The sequence below is a fragment of the Streptomyces sp. NPDC007084 genome, from assembly GCF_040703595.1.
Taxonomy (GTDB): domain Bacteria; phylum Actinomycetota; class Actinomycetes; order Streptomycetales; family Streptomycetaceae; genus Streptomyces.
Genome location: NZ_JBEYFY010000071.1, coordinates 18,056 through 34,489 on the forward strand (window position 1 = coordinate 18,056; position 16,434 = coordinate 34,489).

The 16,434-nt window shown below is 73.1% G+C and carries 13 protein-coding genes; 6 read left to right on the plus strand and 7 right to left on the minus strand.

Features of this window, described 5'->3' with window-relative positions; genetic code table 11:
• The first annotated feature begins 106 nt into the window (after window positions 1–106).
• Window positions 107–1,360, plus strand: coding sequence for a crosslink repair DNA glycosylase YcaQ family protein (locus tag AB0912_RS32355; protein WP_366706210.1), 1,254 nt, complete (start codon window positions 107–109; stop codon window positions 1,358–1,360).
• An 11-nt stretch (window positions 1,361–1,371) separates the two neighbouring features.
• Here the strand turns inward: AB0912_RS32355 and AB0912_RS32360 are convergent, their stop codons facing one another.
• From AB0912_RS32360 to mtnA, 7 genes are all read right to left on the minus strand, one after another.
• Entirely contained in the window at window positions 1,372–2,118 is a 747-nt protein-coding gene (locus AB0912_RS32360) for a response regulator transcription factor (RefSeq protein WP_366706212.1), read from the minus strand.
• A 224-nt stretch (window positions 2,119–2,342) separates the two neighbouring features.
• Complete coding sequence (raiA, locus tag AB0912_RS32365; RefSeq protein ID WP_366706214.1) at window positions 2,343–3,068, minus strand: ribosome-associated translation inhibitor RaiA; 726 nt, start codon at window positions 3,066–3,068, stop codon at window positions 2,343–2,345.
• 282 nt (window positions 3,069–3,350) lie between these two features.
• Complete coding sequence (locus AB0912_RS32370) at window positions 3,351–4,277, minus strand: ComF family protein (protein WP_366706216.1); 927 nt, start codon at window positions 4,275–4,277, stop codon at window positions 3,351–3,353.
• A 315-nt stretch (window positions 4,278–4,592) separates the two neighbouring features.
• The gene (locus tag AB0912_RS32375; RefSeq protein WP_366706218.1) at window positions 4,593–6,434 is read right to left on the minus strand and encodes an LpqB family beta-propeller domain-containing protein; all 1,842 of its coding nucleotides are present in this window, start codon (window positions 6,432–6,434) and stop codon (window positions 4,593–4,595) included.
• Window positions 6,424–8,523: an MtrAB system histidine kinase MtrB gene (mtrB, locus tag AB0912_RS32380; RefSeq protein WP_366706220.1), complete on the minus strand. Its 2,100-nt coding sequence runs from the start codon at window positions 8,521–8,523 to the stop codon at window positions 6,424–6,426. The genes AB0912_RS32375 and mtrB overlap by 11 nt, the downstream gene beginning before the upstream one ends.
• A 1-nt stretch (window position 8,524) precedes the next feature.
• A complete protein-coding gene (gene mtrA / locus AB0912_RS32385; RefSeq protein ID WP_193791570.1) occupies window positions 8,525–9,214 on the minus strand; it encodes a two-component system response regulator MtrA in 690 nt (229 codons plus the stop codon).
• 8 nt (window positions 9,215–9,222) lie between these two features.
• Window positions 9,223–10,368 (minus strand): S-methyl-5-thioribose-1-phosphate isomerase, encoded by a 1,146-nt coding sequence (gene mtnA, locus AB0912_RS32390; RefSeq protein ID WP_366706222.1) that lies wholly within the window; start codon window positions 10,366–10,368, stop codon window positions 9,223–9,225.
• Between the two features lie 141 nt (window positions 10,369–10,509).
• Between mtnA and AB0912_RS32395 the strand changes: the two genes are divergently transcribed.
• Genes AB0912_RS32395 through AB0912_RS32415 form a run of 5 tightly spaced genes read left to right on the plus strand, consistent with a single transcriptional unit; the run spans window position 10,510 to window position 16,273 of the window.
• Complete coding sequence (locus AB0912_RS32395) at window positions 10,510–11,868, plus strand: hypothetical protein (protein ID WP_366706224.1); 1,359 nt, start codon at window positions 10,510–10,512, stop codon at window positions 11,866–11,868.
• Window positions 11,869–11,902: 34 nt separating this feature from the next.
• Window positions 11,903–12,745: a DUF4129 domain-containing protein gene (locus AB0912_RS32400; protein WP_366706226.1), complete on the plus strand. Its 843-nt coding sequence runs from the start codon at window positions 11,903–11,905 to the stop codon at window positions 12,743–12,745.
• A complete protein-coding gene (locus tag AB0912_RS32405) occupies window positions 12,742–13,965 on the plus strand; it encodes a DUF4350 domain-containing protein (protein ID WP_366706228.1) in 1,224 nt (407 codons plus the stop codon). The genes AB0912_RS32400 and AB0912_RS32405 overlap by 4 nt, the downstream gene beginning before the upstream one ends.
• Window positions 13,965–14,963: a MoxR family ATPase gene (locus AB0912_RS32410; protein WP_366706230.1), complete on the plus strand. Its 999-nt coding sequence runs from the start codon at window positions 13,965–13,967 to the stop codon at window positions 14,961–14,963. The genes AB0912_RS32405 and AB0912_RS32410 overlap by 1 nt, the downstream gene beginning before the upstream one ends.
• Window positions 14,963–16,273 (plus strand): DUF58 domain-containing protein, encoded by a 1,311-nt coding sequence (locus AB0912_RS32415; protein WP_366706232.1) that lies wholly within the window; start codon window positions 14,963–14,965, stop codon window positions 16,271–16,273. The genes AB0912_RS32410 and AB0912_RS32415 overlap by 1 nt, the downstream gene beginning before the upstream one ends.
• Window positions 16,274–16,434: the final 161 nt, after the last annotated feature.

Consider the following 16,434-nt stretch of genomic DNA (forward strand, 5'->3'; position numbering starts at 1 on the left):
GTATCCGGTCGCTCGCCGGAGCGGTATCCGATGGCTCGCCGGAGTGGTGCCCGTTGGCTCGCCCGGGCGGTGCCCGATTGTCAGTGGCACGGCCTACCGTGTGGGCATGACGAGTCTCCCGCGACCCCTCACCGAACTCTCCGCGGACGAAGCCCGCCGCATCGTGCTGCGGGCGCAGGGCTTCCTGGGCGCCCAGGACCGCAGAGCGGGCGTGCGGGGAGTCCTGCGGCACCTCGGCGCGGTGCAGCTCGACACCATCTCCGTGCTCGCCCGCTCGCACGAACTCGTCCCCTACGCCCGGCTCGGCGCCGTCGGCCGCAAGACGGTCGAGCAGGCGTACTGGTCCTCGTCACCGTCGGCCGGCGGCGCCGCGGCGCCGCACGCCTTCGAGTACTGGTCACACGCGGCCTGCATCCTGCCCGTCGAGGAGTGGCCGCACTTCGCCTTCCGCCGCCGCGCCTACCGCGCCCGCCCGCACTGGAACCACGAGCTGCCCGACGGCACGTACGACCAGGTCGTCAAGCAGCTCCGCGCCGAAGGCCCCCTGACGGCCACGGACTTGGGCGGCGCGAAGAAGACCAGCGAGTGGTGGGACTGGTCGGGCACCAAGGTCGCCGTCGAGCGCGCGCTGATGTACGGCGAGGTGGTGTGCGTGGAGCGGCGCGGCTGGAAGCGGGTGTACGACCTCGCGGAGCGGGCGATCCCGGCGTCACTCCTCCATGACGACCTGGACGACGCCGAGTGCCTGCGCCGGCTCGTCCGCCTCGCGGGCCAGGCGCTCGGCGTTGGCACCCGCGCGGACATCGCCGACTACCACCGGCTGCGGGGCGATCAGGTCGACGCGGTGATCGCGGACTCCGGTCTCGTCCCGGTGACGGTGCGGGGCTGGGGCAGGCCCGGCACGGGGAAGGCGGCCGGCCGAAGGCTCGGCGCGCGCCCGGCGGCGGACGCCTGGGCGGACCCGGTGGCGCTGGCGACGGTCCCGCGCGGGCGCCACCGTACGACGCTGCTGTCGCCGTTCGACTCCCTCGTCTGGGAGCGGGCGCGCACGGAGCGGATCTTCGACTTCACGCACCGGCTGGAGGCGTACACGCCCAAGCCGAAGCGGGTCCACGGGTATTTCGCGATGCCGGTCCTCGCGGGCGGCCGGCTGGTCGGGCGGGTGGACCCGGCGCGGGAGGGCGGCACCCTGGTCGCCAAGCAGGTCACGGTGGACGGCGTGCGGGCGGTGCCCGCGGTGGCGCAGGCCCTGGTGGAGGCCGCGAGTTGGGTGGACTGCGCGGATGTGCGGGTCGAGCGGGTGGACGCCCCGCAACTGCGGGAGGCGCTCGTCACGGAGATCTCCCGCCTGCTGGGCTGACTCCCGCCCGCTCAGCGGATTTCGAGGATCTTCTCGCGCATCGCGTAGACCACGGCCTCCATCCTGGAGTGCAGTTGCAGTTTCTCCAGGATGTTGCGGACGTGGTTCTTCACGGTGTTCTCGGAGATGAACAACTCCTTGGCGATATCACGGTTGTTCATGCCCGTGGCCACGAGTTTGAGGACTTCCAGTTCCCGTTCGGTGAGCCGGGGCGCGGGCACGAGCCGGCGCTCGTCGGTGCGCTGGATCATCGATTTGAACTCGGTGAGGAGTTTCGACGCCATCGAGGGGCTGATCTGCGACTGGCCGTCGGCGACCGCGCGAATGGCGGTGGCGACCTCGTCCGTGGAGATCTCCTTGAGGAGGTATCCGGTGGCGCCCGCCTTGATCGCGTCGTAGAGGTCGGCCTCCTCGTCGCTGATCGTCAGCATGATGATCTTCGCGCTGGGGGCCACCTCCTTGATGGAGGTGCACGCCTCGATACCGCCGCGCTTGGGCATCCGTACGTCCATCAGCACGATGTCGGGCAGCAGGTCGGCGGCTTTGTCGACCGCCTCCGCCCCGTCGCCCGCCTCGCCGACGACCTGGATGTCCTCCTCGGCCGCGAGCACGATCTCCAGACCTCGGCGGAAGAGGGCGTGGTCGTCCACGACGAGGACCCGGATGGGTTCCTTGCGCGCGGAGCCCACGTCCGGGCCCGGGGCGACCACGCCGTGGTCCGCGTCCCGGTCACGCATCGGTCCGAAGCTGTCCGCCATCGTTCCTCCCCCTGAAGGCCGTGGCCTGTGTTTCCGTGCCATCGCCAACCCAAGGCAACGGCCCACCGGTTGGGCCGGTGCGGCCATGATTCCATGCCGGGACGGCAGTGCGGTGTCAGAGCGGGGCGCCAAGGGGTCGCACACCGGTGCCCCTGGGGGCGCACACGCGCTTCCAGGGGCACCGGACCGGCTCATCGGCCGGTCGGGGCTGTCACCGGGCCGGGTCAGCCGCCGAGCGCACCGCCCGGCGCGTCCGTACCGCCTTCGGCGACCATCGGGTCCGTGCTCAGGTGGATGACGCCGTAGTCGTAGGCGTGCCGCCGGTAGACGACACTGGGCTCCTTCGTCTCGGAGTCGACGAAGAGGTAGAAGTCGTGCCCGACCAGCTCCATTTCGTAGAGCGCCTGGTCGAGCGTCATCGGGGCGGCCACGTGGGTCTTCTCGCGGACGACACAGGGGCCTTCGCCCATGATTTCGAGGGAGCCGATCTTCTTGGTCGGCACGGCGTCCTGGTCCCCGTCGTGGACGACGCTGCCGTTGCCGTTCAGGGTCGCGGCACCCGGGACGTGGTCGGCGACCTCGGCCGCCGGGATCCTGCCGTTGCCACGTCGGGTGTAGCGCTTGTCGTGCTGCTTGCGCAGCCGGGCCTCGAGCTTGTCCGCGGCCAGGTCGAGTGCTGCATACGCGTCGCTCGCCGCTGCCTCCGCCCGGATCACCGGTCCGCGCGAGTGGAGCGTGATCTCCACCCGGTCACAGCGGTCGGCCTGTCGGGGGTTGGGCTCCTTGGACACCTCGACGTCGAGGCTGATCACCTTGCCATCGAGCTTCTGGATCTTCTCCAGCTTCAGCTTCTCGGCCACGTGCTTGCGGAACCGCTCGGGCACCTCGGTCTTGCGGCCCTTGACGACGATGTCCACGCAGAACTCCGTTCCCGGATAGCCCCGCTCCACTGGCGGAGCATCTCCCTTTTGCACCAGGCTCCGGCGAGCACCGGAACCTCGGACTCGGTGACGTTCACCTCCTCCTCCCCCGAGGACAAGATCTCCACCCCACCGATGCGGGTGATTGCGGAAAACCCGCTGTACGGCATTCAGGTGTGCGAGACGCGGCCTGCGCCTTTGCCTCACAACTGAACATATCTCGCCCGGACGGATGACGTCACCCTCTACTGCGGCGTACCTCCGTTCAGGTGAATTTACCCCGTCATTACCTGCAACGATGCAAGTTGTCAGTCAGTTCCGGTTTATTTCGAAAGCGTCCGGTGGCGCGGCGACCACGGCCGCCCCGACCGCCTCACCGTCCGTCCCTCTGGCCTGCCCAGTACCCGCGATTCGCCCTTCCACTTCCGGCAGTTCCGGCCTCTCTCGCGGCCCGCCCGCACCACCCGCCACCGGCCGGGCCGCCCGCAGTGCGCGCGCCGCCTCCGTCAACGAGGCGCCCGTCGTCATCAGGTCGTCCACCAGCACCACCCGCCCGCCCTCGGCCAGCAGCCGCGCACCGCCGCCGACGACCTCCAGGGCACCGGCCAGATTCGCCAGCCGCTCCCGGGAGTTCAGCCCCGACTGGTCCGCCACGGTCCGCCGTTGCCGCAGCACGCCGAGCACCCGGGCGGGCGTCCCGGTCCGCCGCAGCTCGCCGGCCGCCGCGAGCGCGATCCGCCGCGCCGGGTCGTGTCCCCGCGCCCGCACGGCCCGCCGCGCCGACGGCACGGGCACCAGCAGGACGGGCCGGTCTCCCGTCCCCGGCCGCGGGCCCAACTCGCCGCCGTGTCCCCGCCGCTCCCGCTCGCATCCCGCTTCCCCCTTCCCGCCTCGTGACCACCCCTGCGAAGCCTCGGCCCGCGCTGCCGGACCGGGACGGCGCGCCGCCTCCAGAGCGGCCCGCACAGCCCCCGCCAGAGCCGCGCCCAGCGGCGCGGCCAGCGCCAGCGCGCCGCGCTCCTTGTGCGCGAGGAGCACCGCGCGCACCTCGTCCGCGTAGGGAGCGGCGGCGTGCACGGCCGGCAGCCCGGCCGGTTCCGGCACCGGTCGCACCCGGCACGGCGCGGCCCCGCTCAGGGCTCCACGGCACTCGGCGCAGAGCACCGCGCGCGGCCTGCCACAGCCTCCGCACTCGGCCGGCAGCACCAGATCCGTGAGGTCCTGCCACCACCCCCGCATGCCCACCACTGTGCCAACGCCTCGCCCACTCGGCCACCCCTGTGGACAACCGCCTGTGGACAACTCCGCCGCACGCCGGAGCGAGGCGCCGGCCGGGGGGGAGAGGAAGCAGGCCGAGGGGACGCGACGGGCCGGCGCGAGGGGCCGGCCGCCGTTCCCGAACCACAGACGGCCGCAAGCCTCCGAACCACGAACAGCCGCGTACCCCCGAACCCCAGACGGCCGCCGACCTGCGAACCACGGACGACCGCCGCCCCGAACCCCAGACGGGCCCGCCCGGAACCCCGGACGGGCCCACCTGGTGGAACTGTGCCGTCAGCCCGGATAGACCGGCGCCATGCCGTCCTGGACGATCTTCTGCCACTGCTCGCCCGACGACAGCCGCACGATCCCGTCCGTCTCCGAGTGCGCCACCAGCGGAAGCTGCTCGTCCTCGGACGCGGCGATCTCCTTGACGTTGGCGAGCGCGGACGGCGTGGTGGCCAGCGGGGTCGAGCCGTCGACCTGGACGTAGCGCATCTGCTGCACGCCGCCCTTCTCGCTGCCGACGACCACGAGCCGGCTGTCTCCGGCCCAGGACATGGCCGTGACCTCTTCCAGCTGGGGTGCCACCGACCGCGTCTCCACGACGCCGGCGCCGGCCGGCTCGTCCCCCGCGGACCGGTCGATCCGCCCGATCTGCAGCGAGCTCTTGCCGTTCTTCTCGACGATCAGCGCGATCCGTGCCCCGTCGGCCGCCACCCGCACCGCCTCGATGCGCCCGTCGACCGACGGCGCCTGCACCACGATGGGCTCGCCCGCGCCCTTGCGCAGCAACAGCAGGCGGGGCTTCTTCGGGTCGCGGTCGGCCACCCAGAGGTCGCCGCGCGCGTCCCAGCTCGGCGTGGTCAGCCGGTCGGCCGGGGTGGCGCCCTGGCTGCGCAGCACCGGCTCGCCGAGCGAACCGCCCGACACCAGCGAGCCGACGTACAGGTTCCGGCCGTCGGCCGTCACCCCGGCGGCGCTGGTCTCGTCCCGGGACACCGCCGCCGCCCGCAGCTTCTTGGCGCCCTCGCCCAGCGCTCCGGGCACCGGCTCGGGCTTCTTGTCCCGGTCCCCGCCGGTCAGCCGTACGAGCCGGCGCTCACGGTCGATGAAGTACTGGCCCTCCTGGTGCCGGCCCGTGCCGTGCGAGGCGATGCCCTCGACCTGGTTCATGGTCTGCACGCACAACTGCGAGCCGTCCGACTTCTGCAGCTCCACCTCGTCCACACCGGTCGGCGTGAGGTTCTGCAGGGTGAGCAGGAGTTGGGCCGCCATCCGTCCGCACTGGGTGCCCCCGACGTGGTCGGCCTCCGCGTTCAGCGGCACCGTCACCCTGTTGCGGTCGTCGGGCGACAGCGAGGTGTCGGCGCTCTTCAGGTCCGTGCCCGTGGGGAAGCTCGACGTGACCACCGGGTCCAGCCACTTCGTCGGCCCCCGCAGCAGCGCCCGCACGATCTGCGTCATGGGGTCCACCTGCGCGCGGACGTAGACGGGGTCGGCGACGGTGGCGGGCGGGCGGCCGGTCCCGGAGGTGCCGTTCGACGCGTAGTAGTACTTGTTGACGGAGACGTAGTTGCGCTGGAAATCGGACGTGCCCATGACCACGCCCTGGGGGAGGCCGTCGATGCGCCACTGCTTGTTCTTCAGCTTGGTCAGACGCACCAGCCCGTTGTACGAGCCGGCCTCCGGGGAGTAGGCGTGCCGCTCGTCCACCCGGGCGACCTTGCCGCCGGTGAGCCGGAACTGCACGTCCCGCGTGCCGTCCTTGGTGTCGGTCGGCAGCCCCACCGGGTCCGGCGCGTCGTCGAGGACGGTGGTGGAGCGGTACGGGTCCCACGCCTTGCGGGCGCCGTCCGTGAGGTACTTCCCGGCCGTCTCGTAGTTCGCGTCGTCACTCGTGAGCGCCTCAAGGAAGCCCTGCACGATCTCCGCCGCCGAGGCACCGGGGCGCGGCGGGATGGCGTAGACGCGCACCTGCGAGTCCTGCCGCGGCGTGGACTCGACCTGCCGCAGGTCCCCGCCGTCGGGCATCGAGGCACACCCGGCCAGCAGCAGGGCCCCGCAGCTCGCATACGCCATGACGCGTACCGGACGGCGTCCGCGGACGCCGCTCCCCCCGCGGTCAGCGCCCACGGAATACCTCCCCATGTCCGAGCCCCTCCGGCCTCTCCGCGTCCCGCCCCGGCTCCGGCGGGCCCTGCTCCCGGCCGCTCTGTTCACGACCGCCCGCTTCCCGGCCGCCCGGCGGGTCTTCCTGACGCCGCAGGGCCCCGGTGGGGCGGGGCACCACGCGCGCGCCGTTGCCCGGCAGCGCGGTCGGGTCGGCGGTGGGCGAGCCGGCCTGGCGGGGCGCTATCGGCCCGCGCTGCGCGGTCGTCCCGGCCGCCGGCTGCTGTACGGGCACGGTGGCGAGCTTGGCGCCGCCGCCGTGCGGCAGACCGGCGTCGTCCAGTCCGCGGTTGCGCCGCGAGTCCTTGGGCTCCAGCGGTATCGGGGACCCCCGGAGCGGTTCGTCGGCCGTTCGCGGCAGGGTCAGCCGGAACTGCGAACCGCCGCCCGGCTCGCCCCAGGCCTGCAGCCAGCCGCCGTGCAGCCGAGCGTCCTCCAGGGCGATCGACAGCCCGAGGCCGGTACCGCCGGTGGTACGCGCGCGTGCCGGGTCGGCGCGCCAGAAGCGGCTGAAGACCCGGGTCGCCTCGCCGGGCTTGAGCCCGACGCCGTAGTCACGGACGGCGATCGCGACGGCTCCGCCCGCCGCGGCGAGCTTGACGACGACATCCCTGCCCTCGCCGTGCTCCACGGCGTTGACGACGAGGTTGCGCAGCACCCGCTCGACCCGCCGGGCGTCCGCCTCGGCGATCAACGGCTGCTGGTCGCCGACGACCCGTATCCGCGTGCCCTTCCGCTCCGCGAGCGGCTCGGCCCCGCCGACCACCCGCCGTACGACGTCCCTGAGGTCGATCGCGTCGGCCTCCAGCGCCGCGGCGCCCGCGTCGAACCGGCTGATCTCCAGCAGGTCGGCGAGCAGCGTCTCGAAGCGGTCCAGCTGGTCGGCGAGCAGTTCGGCCGACCGCGCGGTCATCGGGTCGAAGTCCTCGCGCGCGTCGTGGATGACGTCGGCCGCCATCCGGACGGTCGTCAGCGGGGTGCGCAGTTCGTGCGACACGTCGGAGACGAACCGCCGCTGCATCCGCGACAGGTCCTCCAGCTGCTGGATCTTGAGCTGGAGGTTCTGCGCCATCTTGTTGAAGGCCTCGCCGAGCCGCGCGATGTCGTCCTCGCCGGTGACCTTCATACGTTCCTGGAGGCGTCCGGCGGAGAGCCGCTCGGCGATCCCGGCCGCCATCCGCACCGGTGTGACGACCTGGCGCACCACGAGCCAGGCGATGGCCCCGAGGAGCACCACGACGAAGAGCCCGGCGGTGGCGAGGGTGCCCTTGACCAGGCTCAGCGACTTCTCCTCCTGCGTCAGCGGGAAGAGGTAGTAGAGCTGGTAGGCGTCCCCGTTCGGGTCGTTGAGCTGCTTGCCGATGACCAGGGCCGGCTGCGACTCGCGGCCGTCCTCGTAGACGACGCGGGTGTAGCTCTGCTGGGCGGCGGTGCTGCCGTCGATCCGGGCGCGCAGGTCCGCCGGCACGCTCGCCGTGGGGTCGACGCGTCCCGAGCCGCGCGGCGCGAGACCCGCGCTGCCCGCGCCCGCGGCGGTCGAGTTGAGGGTGACGACGTCGAAGGCGCCCTGGCCGCCACTGGAGAGGGACACCACGACGTCGGTCATCCACGCGCTGACGTTCTTCGACTGCCGGCCCGCGCCGGAGCTGTCGTCGCCGTTCGCGGTCGCCGCCGAGTCGGCCTTCTGCTTGGCGACGGAGAAGCCGCCGGTGGCCTGGCTCTGCGAGGCCTTCACCTTGGCGTCCAGCAGGCCGTTGCGGACCTGCCCGATCACGACGAAGCCGAGCAGCAGGACGACGCCGAGCGACATCAGCAGGGTCGTCACGACGATCTTGAGCTGGATGTTGCGCCGCCACAGCCGCATCACGGGCAGCAGCGGCCGGCGCACCCAGCGCGTGAAGAGCCGCAGGACCGGGCTGCCCTGGACTCCGCCCTGGAGCAGCCCGCCCTCGAAGAGACGTCCCCAGCGGGAGCCCGTCATCTGCCGGCCGACAGGCCGCCCCGTACGTTCCCCCTGGTCAGCGGGCGCCGAAGCGGCACTGTCACGGGTCATGTCAGCTCGGTCCCGCCTTGTAGCCGACGCCGCGGACGGTCACCACGATCTCCGGCCGCTCCGGGTCCTTCTCGACCTTGGAGCGCAGCCGCTGGACGTGCACGTTGACCAGCCGGGTGTCCGCCGCGTGCCGGTACCCCCACACCTGCTCCAGCAGGACCTCACGCGTGAACACCTGCCACGGCTTGCGCGCCAGCGCGACCAGCAGGTCGAACTCCAGCGGCGTCAGCGCGATCGACAGGCCCTCCCGCTTCACAGAGTGACCGGCGACGTCGATGACGAGATCGCCGATGGAGAGCTGTTCGGGTGCCGGCTCCTCCGAACGGCGCAGCCGCGCCCTGATCCGCGCCACCAGCTCCTTTGGCTTGAACGGCTTCACGATGTAGTCGTCGGCGCCCGATTCGAGGCCGACCACGACATCGACGGTGTCGCTCTTGGCCGTGAGCATCACGATCGGCACCCCGGACTCCGCCCTGATCAGGCGGCACACCTCGATGCCGTCCCGGCCGGGCAGCATCAGGTCCAGGAGCACCAGATCGGGCTTGGTCTCGCGGAAAGCGGCCAGCGCCTTGTCGCCGTCGGCTACGAAAGACGGCTCAAAACCTTCACCACGCAACACAATGCCGAGCATCTCGGCCAGTGCGGTGTCGTCATCGACGACAAGGACTCGTCCCTTCATAAACGACATCATCCCATTAACTAAATCGTTACCTGGCGTGACAAGTCACACAGCTCGGCGAGAGCCTCAGCCGTCACGGGCGACACAACGCCCTCTTCGGTGACGATCGCCGTGATCAACTCCGGCGGCGTCACGTCGAACGCCGGGTTGTACGCCTGGGTCCCCAGGGGTGCCACAGGTATACCGCCTCCCGACTCCGCTCCCGCCACCGGCACCTGCGGAGCCGTGAGCTCCGTCACCTCGTGGCCCGGCCGCTGCTCGACCTCGATGGACGCCCCGTCGGGTGTGTCCGGGTCGAACGACGTCACCGGCGCCACCACGATGAACGGCACGTGGTGGTACTTGGCCAGCACCGCGAGCGGATAGCTCCCCACCTTGTTCGCCACCGAACCGTCGGCCGCGATCCGGTCGGCCCCGACCAGCACCGCGTCCACCTCCCCGGCGGCGAACAGCGACCCGGCCGCGCTGTCCGTCAGCAGCGTGTACGCCATCCCGTTGCGCGCCGCCTCGTACGCCGTCAGCCGGGCGCCCTGGAGCAGCGGCCGCGTCTCGTCCACCCACAGCCGCCGCAGCTGTCCGGCCCGGTGTGCCGCGAGCGCCACGGCGAACGCGGTGCCCTCCCCGCCGGAGACCAGCGCCCCGGTGTTGCAGTGCGTGAGCACCCGGTGCCCGCCACCGGGCAGCAGCTCGTCGAGCAGCGCCAGCCCGTGCCCGGCCATACGGGCGCTGGCCTCGGCGTCCTCCCGGTGCAGCGCCCGCGCCGCGTCGAGCGCCGCCGCGGCGGCCGCCTCCTGGTCGCCGCCCGCGGCCAGCGCGGCCTGGTGGGCCGCCTGCGCCCGGCGGACACCGGCGGACAGGTTCACCGCGGTGGGCCGGGCGCCGGCCAGGTCCCGGGCCGCGTCACCCACGTCGAAGCCGCGCACGGCCGCGAGCGCGACGCCGTACGCACCGGCGATCCCCAGCAGCGGTGCCCCGCGCACGGCGAGCGTGCGGATCGCCTCCACCAGCGCGGGGGCGTCGGTGCACACCAGCTCGACCTCTTCGGCCGGCAGCCTGGTCTGGTCGAGAAGGACCACGACGGGCCCTTCGGGCGGCTCGTGCCAGCGGATCGCGGGTATCTCCGTCGGCCCGCTGTCCTCGCGGGATTGCGCGTAGTGATCAGCCATCCGCCCAGTCTGCCCCGTACCCGGCGGACAATTGAAGGTGTCCAGCCCATACAGGGGCCGGTCACCTGCCGGGCGGGGCGTGGCACGATGGCTGCCAACCTGCCGCCGCGACCGCGGAACGGGCACCGTGAAGGAGCGACGATGAACGACACTCCGGGCTGGGCGTCGCCCGGATCCGCCCCCTCCGACGGCCGGGAGCCGGACTCCACCGGCACCCCGCAGCCCGCGAAGGAACCCGCGGAGCAGCCCGCGGACCCGGCCGGTGCGCACCCGCCCCAGCAGCCTCCGAACTGGTCCAAGGAGCAGCCCCCGCCCGGCCAGTGGTCCGCCCCCGGCCCGCAGGTGCCCCCGCAGACCCCACCGCCCGCGCCCGGCCCCGGCTGGGGCGGCCAGTACCCCGCCGGCCGGCCCGGTCCCGGCGCGCCCGGCGGCGGCTGGGGCGGGCCCGGCTACGGCGGCCCCGGTGGCCCGGCCGGCTGGGGCGGCAACTGGGGCGGTCCGCCGCCCGCCGCCAAGCCCGGTGTGATCCCGCTGCGCCCGCTCGGCGTCGGCGAGATCCTCGACGGTGCCGTCTCCACGATGCGCGCCTACTGGCGCACCGTCCTCGGCATCTCGCTGACCGTCGCGGTGGTCACGGAGATCGCGGTCATCCTGCTCCAGGGCTTCTTCCTGAACGACACCGAGAGCACCGACGCCCTCAGCGACCCGAGCGCCACCGTCGGCGAGCTGACCCGCGCCCTGGGCGACACGATGCTCAGCTCCGGCGTCGTCCTGCTCATCACCCTGCTCGGCACGATCGTCGCGACGGCCCTGCTCACCTCGGTCACCAGCCGTGCGGTGCTCGGCAAGCCCGTCACCACCGGCGAGGCCTGGCGAGACGCCCGGCCGCGGCTCCCGCGTCTGTTCGGCCTGACCCTCCTGCTGCCCGTCATCGCCCTCCTGATCGTCGGCGTCGGAACCCTGCCCGGCGTACTCGTCGGCGTGGCCGGCTCCGGTGACGCCGGCGCCGTGCTCGCCGCCCTCGGGGGCCTCGCCGCGGCCGTGGTCGCCGTCTGGCTGATGGTCCGCTTCTCGCTCGCCTCGCCCGCGCTGATGCTGGAGAAGCAGGGCATCGTGAAGTCGATGCGCCGCTCCGTGAAGCTCGTCAACGGCTCCTGGTGGCGGGTGTTCGGCATCCAGTTGCTGGGCACGATCATCGCCAACATCGTGTCCTCGATCGTCGTGATCCCCTTCGCCCTCCTCGCCGCGGCCCTGAGCGGCGACGGCATCTCCGGCTTCCTCGACAGCGGCGCCGGTTCCGTCGGCTGGACGTTCCTGATCATCAGCGGTATCGGCTCGGTGATCGGCTCCATGCTCACCCTCCCGATCAGCGCGGGCGTCACCGTGCTCCTGTACATCGACCAGCGCATCCGCCGCGAGGCCCTCGACCTCGACCTGGCACGCGCGGCCGGCGTCCCGGACTACGGCACCGAGCCGTCCGGCACCACGCCGGGGAGCTGATGCGGTGAACGGGGCGGGGGGAGCCTTCACAGCCATGCTCACGGGACCGCACCCTGGACCGCTCAAGGGCGCGACGTCCGTACTCGCGGGCCCGCACACCGGCGTAACAGCCCTGTTCACGGGGCCGCGCACCGGCGCGACCTCCCTGCTCACGGGCCCGCACACCGGCGCGACAGCCGTGCTCGCGCTGGCCCGTGACGACGCGCCGCCGGTGACGACACCGCGCGAGGCCGCACGGGAGGCCGCCCGGCGCGAGCTGTCCAAGCGGATGTACCACGAGAACGACCCGGGCCTGATCCAGCGCGCCCTGAACGCCTTCTGGGACTGGGTCGACAAGCTGTTCGGCGCCGCCTCCACCGCGGCGCCCGGCGGCACGCTCGGCCTCGTCGTCATCGTCCTCGCGGTGCTGGCGGTCGTGGCCGCGCTCTGGTGGCGCCTGGGAACCCCGCGCCGCACTCCCGCCCCGTCCGCCACCCTGTTCGACGACCGGCCGAGGAGCGCGGCGGAACACCGCGCCGCCGCCGAGGCCCACGCCGCCCAGGGCCACTGGAACCAGGCCGTCCAGGAACGGATGCGCGCGATCGTCCGCTCCCTGGAGGAACGCGCGCTGCTCGACCCGCGCCCCGGCCGCACCGCCGACGAGGCGGCGGCGGAGGCGAGCCGCACCCTGCCGGACCACACGGACCGACTGCGCGCGGCGGCACGGGACTTCGACGACGTGACATACGGCGGCCGGCCCGGCGACCGGCGCGCGTACCAGCACCTCACCGAACTGGACCGCGACCTGGAACGCACCCGGCCCGTCCTAGCCAACAGCACCCACAGCACCCACAGCGACCGGAACACGACCGCGACCACCCGCCAGGGGGCCTCATGACCGAGGCCCTGACCGAGGCCGCCCCCACGCCCACCTCGGCCCCCACGTCCACCTCGGCCTCGCCGACCGCCCGCCAGGTGTGGACCCGCGCGCGGGGAGTCGCCCTCGCCCTGGTCGTCCTCCTGGCAGCCGCCGTCGTGATCGCCCTGGTCCGCTCGGACGCCCGGCACGGCCGCCTCGACCCGCGCTCCGCCGACCCCCTCGGCAGCCGGGCCGTCGCCGAACTCCTCGCCGACCAGGGCGTCTCCACGCGCGTGGTCACCACCCTCGGCCAGGCCCGCGCCGCCGCCGGCCCCGACACCACCCTGCTGATCGCCGCGCCGGACCTGCTGACCAAGCGTCAGCAGACCCTGCTGCGCACGGCGACCCACGCCTCCGACGGCCGCACCGTCCTGATCGCGCCGGGCAGCCCCTCCGTGGGCACCCTCGCCCCCGGAGTCACCGCCGACCCCGCGGTCAGCTTCGGCTCGACGCTCTCCCCGGGCTGCGCGCTCCCCGCCGCCCGGCGAGCGGGCACCGCCGACACGGGCGGCGTCCGCTACACCACCACCGCCCCGGACGCCGATACCTGCTACCCCAGCGACGGCCGGCCCACGCTGCTTCGGCTCCCCACCGCCTCGGGCAGCGGCGACACCGTCGTCCTCGGCGCCCCCGACATCCTCTACAACGAACGCCTCGACGAGCGGGGCAACGCCTCGCTCGCCCTCCAACTCCTCGGCTCCCGGCCCCATCTGGTCTGGTACCTCCCCTCGCTCTCCGACGACTCGGCCACCGACGCGGGCGACCAGAGCTTCTTCGACCTGCTCCCCTCGGGCTGGCTCTGGGGCACACTGCAGCTCTTCTTCGCGGCGGCCCTCGCCGCCCTGTGGCGCGCCCGCCGCCTCGGCCCCCTGGTCGGCGAACGGCTCCCCGTGGCGATCCGCGCCTCCGAAACCGTCGAAGGCCGCGCCCGCCTCTACCGCAAGGCGAACGCCCGCGACCGCGCGGCCGACGCCCTGCGCTCCGCCACCCGCACCCGCCTCGCCCCCCTCGTCGGTATCCCACCGGCCCAGGCACACACGCCCGAGACCCTGCTCCCCGCCCTGTCCGCCCGCCTCGACGGCGACGCCCAGGCGGCCCTGCGCCCCCTCCTCTTCGGCGCGCCGCCGCACGACGACGCAGCCCTCATCTCGCTCGCCGACCAACTCGACGCCCTCGCAAGAGAGGTACGCCATTCATGATGGACCCGACCACTGACAATGCCGGATACGCCGGACATTCCGGGGACGCGAGCAGTGCCCGCGCCTCCCTGGAAGCCCTGCGCACCGAGATCGCCAAAGCCGTGGTCGGCCAGGACCCCGCCGTGACCGGTCTCGTCGTGGCCCTCCTCTGCCGTGGCCACGTCCTCCTCGAAGGCGTCCCCGGCGTGGCCAAGACCCTGCTGGTCCGCGCACTGGCATCGGCACTCGAACTCGACACCAAGCGCGTCCAGTTCACCCCCGACCTGATGCCGAGCGACATCACCGGCTCCCTCGTCTACGACGCCCGCACCGCCGAGTTCTCCTTCCAGCCCGGCCCGGTCTTCACCAACCTGCTGCTGGCCGACGAGATCAACCGCACGCCCCCGAAGACCCAGTCGTCCCTGCTGGAAGCCATGGAGGAACGCCAGGTCACCGTCGACGGCACCCCCAGGCCGCTCCCCGAGCCCTTCCTGGTCGCCGCGACGCAGAACCCGGTCGAGTACGAGGGCACGTACCCCCTCCCCGAAGCCCAACTGGACCGCTTCCTGCTGAAGCTGACGATCCCGCTGCCCACCCGGCAGGACGAGATCGACGTCCTCACCCGGCACGCCGACGGCTTCAACCCCCGCGACCTGCGCGCCGCCGGCGTGCGCCCCGTCGCCGGCCCCGCCGACCTCGAAGCCGCCCGCGCCGCGGTCGCCAAGACGGCCGTCTCCCCCGAGATCACCGGCTACGTCGTCGACATCTGCCGCGCCACCCGCGAGTCGCCGTCCCTCTCGCTCGGCGTCTCCCCGCGCGGCGCGACCGCCCTGCTGGCCACCGCCCGCGCCTGGGCCTGGCTGACCGGCCGCGACTACGTCATCCCCGACGACGTGAAGGCCCTGGCCCTGCCCACTCTCCGCCACCGCGTACAGCTCCGCCCGGAAGCCGAGATGGAGGGCGTGACGGCCGACTCCGTCATCAACGCGATCCTCGCCCACGTCCCCGTCCCCCGCTGATGGCCTTCACCGGACGCGCCGCTCTCCTGGCGGCCCTCGGAGCACTCCCCGTCGGCATTTGGGAGCCGAGCTGGACGGGCATCCTCGCGGTGAACGCCCCGCTGGCCCTGGCCTGCGCCTGCGACGCCGCCCTCGCGGCACCCGTACGGCGCCTCGGCCTGGCCCGCTCCGGCGACACCTCGGTACGCCTCGGCGAATCCGCGGACGTCACCCTCACCGTCACCAACCCGTCCGGCCGCCCGCTGCGCGCCCGTCTGCGGGACGCCTGGCCACCGAGCAGTTGGGAGCCGGGCACCGAGGTCGCGGCCTCCCGGCACCGCCTGACCGTGCCGGCCGGCGAACGCCGCCGCGTGACGACCCGCCTGCGCCCCACCCGCCGCGGCGACCGCCACGCGGACCGCGTCACCATCCGCTCATACGGCCCCCTGGGCCTCTTCTCCCGCCAGGGCAGCCACAAAGTCCCGTGGTCCGTGCGCGTCCTGCCCCCCTTCACCAGCCGCAAGCACCTCCCGTCCAAACTGGCGCGGCTCCGCGAACTGGACGGCCGCACCAGCGTGCTGACCCGAGGTGAGGGAACGGAGTTCGATAGCCTGCGCGAGTACGTTCCGGGCGACGACACCCGCTCCATCGACTGGCGCGCGACAGCCCGCCAGACCACGGTGGCCGTACGCACCTGGCGCCCGGAGCGCGACCGCCACATCCTCCTGGTGCTCGACACCGGCCGCACCTCGGCGGGCCGCGTCGGTGACGCCCCGCGCCTGGACGCCTCGATGGACGCGGCCCTGCTGCTGGCCGCCCTGGCCTCCCGCGCCGGCGACCGCGTGGACCTCCTCGCCTACGACCGCCGGGTACGCGCCCTGGTCCAGGGCCGCGCGGCCGGCGATGTCCTCCCGTCCTTGGTCAACGCGATGGCCGGCCTCGAACCCGAGCTGGTCGAAACGGACGCCCGCGGTCTGACCGCCACCATTCTGCGTACGGCGCCGCGCCGCTCCTTGATCGTGCTCCTGACGACCCTCGACACAGCCCCCGTCGAGGAGGGCCTGCTCCCCGTGCTCTCCGGCCTCACCCAGCGCCATACGGTCCTGGTGGCCTCGGTCGCGGACCCGTACATCGCCCGCATGGCGAAGGCCCGGGGAAACACCGAAGCCGTCTACGAGGCGGCGGCGGCAGCCCAGGCCCAGACGGAACGCCACCGCACGGCCGAGCAACTGCGACGCCGAGGAGTCACGGTCGTCGACGCGACCCCGGACGAGCTGGCCCCGGCACTGGCAGACGCGTACCTGGCCCTGAAAGCAGCGGGCCGACTGTAGAAGCCGGCGCCAACAGGCAATAAAAAAAAGGGGGGCGGTCTCCGAATGGAGACCGCCCCCCTTTTTCGAACCTGATACCCCAGACCCGTAAACGCAGAAAACCCCCGTACCGGTATCCCCGGCACGGGGGTTTTCTCAAAAATTGTTCGGCGGCGTCCTAC

Coding starts and splice junctions, on each gene's coding strand:
- AB0912_RS32355 (WP_366706210.1), top strand. CDS start 107: ATGACGAGTCTCCCGCGACCCCTCACCGAACTCTCCGCGGACGAAGCC.
- AB0912_RS32360 (WP_366706212.1), bottom strand. CDS start 2,118: ATGGCGGACAGCTTCGGACCGATGCGTGACCGGGACGCGGACCACGGC.
- AB0912_RS32370 (WP_366706216.1), bottom strand. CDS start 4,277: ATGCGGGGGTGGTGGCAGGACCTCACGGATCTGGTGCTGCCGGCCGAG.
- mtrB (WP_366706220.1), bottom strand. CDS start 8,523: ATGACCCGTGACAGTGCCGCTTCGGCGCCCGCTGACCAGGGGGAACGT.
- mtrA (WP_193791570.1), bottom strand. CDS start 9,214: ATGATGTCGTTTATGAAGGGACGAGTCCTTGTCGTCGATGACGACACC.
- mtnA (WP_366706222.1), bottom strand. CDS start 10,368: ATGGCTGATCACTACGCGCAATCCCGCGAGGACAGCGGGCCGACGGAG.
- AB0912_RS32395 (WP_366706224.1), top strand. CDS start 10,510: ATGAACGACACTCCGGGCTGGGCGTCGCCCGGATCCGCCCCCTCCGAC.
- AB0912_RS32400 (WP_366706226.1), top strand. CDS start 11,903: ATGCTCACGGGACCGCACCCTGGACCGCTCAAGGGCGCGACGTCCGTA.
- AB0912_RS32405 (WP_366706228.1), top strand. CDS start 12,742: ATGACCGAGGCCCTGACCGAGGCCGCCCCCACGCCCACCTCGGCCCCC.
- AB0912_RS32410 (WP_366706230.1), top strand. CDS start 13,965: ATGGACCCGACCACTGACAATGCCGGATACGCCGGACATTCCGGGGAC.
- AB0912_RS32415 (WP_366706232.1), top strand. CDS start 14,963: ATGGCCTTCACCGGACGCGCCGCTCTCCTGGCGGCCCTCGGAGCACTC.